Below are 2,031 nucleotides of genomic sequence, written 5' to 3'. Positions count from 1 at the left end.
ATGGCGAAGCCCATGGCCGGCAGGATGTTGGCGGCAACGCCAAAGCCAGCAAGGACAAAGGGCGGGATGAAGTCGAGCATGCCCTGGATGGCGTCAGCACCCAGATAGAACGACAGCGAGCACAGCAGGAACGCCATGATGATACCGGTCAAACCGATCAGGAAGTGCATCGCATAGACACCCTTAAGGTTGCCCTGGCCGGAGAAGACATCAGCGCGGTCAACCAGAATCGGCAGGGCGGCGTTGAGGATGTTCTTGATGGCAAGGCACAGCGTGGCGATGGGCATAGCGAGCGCGATGGCTGCCTCGGTGCTCTGGCCCAACTGGATAGCGAAGGCGCAGGCGAGCACGCCGCCGATCGTCTCATCAGGCGGCACGTAGGCGCCGATGGAGATCGAGCCCATGAACAGAAGCTCCAGGCTGGCGCCGATCGCGAGGCCGGACTGCAGGTCCCCCAGCACCAGGCCCACGAGCGGGCACAGGACGATGGGGCGGAACGCATAGAGCGTACCGAGCTGGAAGTCGAACTTACCAAATGCGGCGATAAGTCCGATGAGGATTGCTTGGGTAAGCATATATCCCCCTTTCCTAATAGGACACTACGAAGAGCTCAGACTCTTCGAAATTGAACGCCTAGAGCACGCTTGCGCAGTCAACCTTGGGGTCATCGGCCAGAGGACGGATCTCGACCTCGACGCCGTTGTTCAGCATCTCACGCACATCGGCCTCCTCGGCTGCAGTCAGGAAGATCTGACGAGAGACCTGACGAGCATCGGGGCGCTTCTCGTCCTTGGGCTTGGTGTTGCCCAGGTTGACCGACTTGATCTGCGGGCAGCCTTCAACAAGCTGCTTTGCCTCAGCGATGGTGGCGACACAGATAATCATCTTGTATTTGTCAGTCACACCCGAGTTAATGGCCTCGATGGCATTCGCCATATCCTTGATGACGAGCTTGCAGCCGGCAGGCTTGCCCATCTTGAGCGTCGTCTTCCACACCGGGTCGTTGGCGACCTTATCGCCCACGCAGAAAATGCAGTTGGAGCCAAGGCCCTGGACCCAAGAGACCGCGACCTGGCCATGAAGCAGGCGATGGTCGACGCGAAGTAGCTGAATCATAATGTGACCCCCCAAAGGTCTTGTGCCGTCTTACGGCGTGTCAGTAGGTGCTGCGGATTAGAACTCTTCTTCCTCTTCGTCATCGACCAAAAGATCGTTGACAAACTTCACGCGCGTATCGTCCGCAGCGACGATGGCGCGAATCGTCTCCTCAACCGGCGCCGACTCGTCAGAGAACAGCAGCTGGATAAGCAGAGGAAGGTTCATGTTGGTAACGAGGTACGTGCGGGGACGCGTCTGGACGATCTTGGTGAACTCGTTGTTGACGCTGCCGCCAAAGAGGTCGGTGCAGACAACGACATCATCGTCGGCAGCCATGCCTGCCAGCAGTTTTTGGGCCTCCTCGGCCACGTCCATGCGGTCATCGACGAACATCGAAAGATCGTGGACGTTGTCGCGAGCGCCCGAGAGCAGCTCGACACTCTCCTTGATGCCGGTAGCGAAGTGCGCATGGCTGGCGATGATGTACTGCCTCATTCTGTGTTCCTCTCAATAGCCCGGCGCGTTCCCGCACCCGTTTTCTTTAGTAGTCGAACTGGTGATAGTAGCGACGATACTTGAGGTTGTGCTTGGTGACCGTCTCGTAGTAGCGAGCCAGGCGGTCGGTAACGAGCACCGTCAGAATCCACGGAGACACGATGACGCGGAACTCGTCGTCAAGGCCGGGGATCGCGAACTCGGCGGTGTCGATGACGTTGATGTCGGTGTCGCCGGTCACGCCGCGGGTCAGGAAGGCGCGGACGCGCTCGTCGAGCTTGCGGTTCTCGTCCTCGCCCATGAACAGGAAGACCGGGACGCCGGGCTCCACGAGCTCGAGGGTGCCGTGGAAGAAGTCGGCCGAGGTGATGTAGCGGGTGCGCTTCCACTGCATCTCCTCGAGGATGCACATCGAGAACAGGATGGTCTCGCCCCACA

Annotated in this window: 3 protein-coding genes and 1 pseudogene; all 4 read right to left on the bottom strand. The window is 59.4% G+C overall.

The window, feature by feature from the left end:
• Positions 1-575 (bottom strand): PTS sugar transporter subunit IIC (locus tag DW661_RS09945; protein ID WP_147349536.1); only part of this gene is annotated, 575 nt, incomplete at its 3' end.
• Positions 576-633: 58 nt separating this feature from the next.
• Positions 634-1,116: a PTS sugar transporter subunit IIB gene (locus DW661_RS09940; protein WP_117565058.1), complete on the bottom strand. Its 483-nt coding sequence runs from the start codon at positions 1,114-1,116 to the stop codon at positions 634-636.
• 57 nt (positions 1,117-1,173) lie between these two features.
• Entirely contained in the window at positions 1,174-1,593 is a 420-nt protein-coding gene (locus tag DW661_RS09935; RefSeq protein WP_117565057.1) for a PTS sugar transporter subunit IIA, read from the bottom strand.
• 46 nt (positions 1,594-1,639) lie between these two features.
• Positions 1,640-2,031: pseudogene (locus DW661_RS10400) on the bottom strand (SIS domain-containing protein); the annotation flags it as partial.

This window comes from Collinsella sp. AM24-1 (assembly GCF_003470325.1).
GTDB lineage: Bacteria > Actinomycetota > Coriobacteriia > Coriobacteriales > Coriobacteriaceae > Collinsella.
The sequence above is the reverse complement of the archived record's forward strand: the minus strand, read 5'-3'. Positions and strand labels throughout refer to the sequence as shown.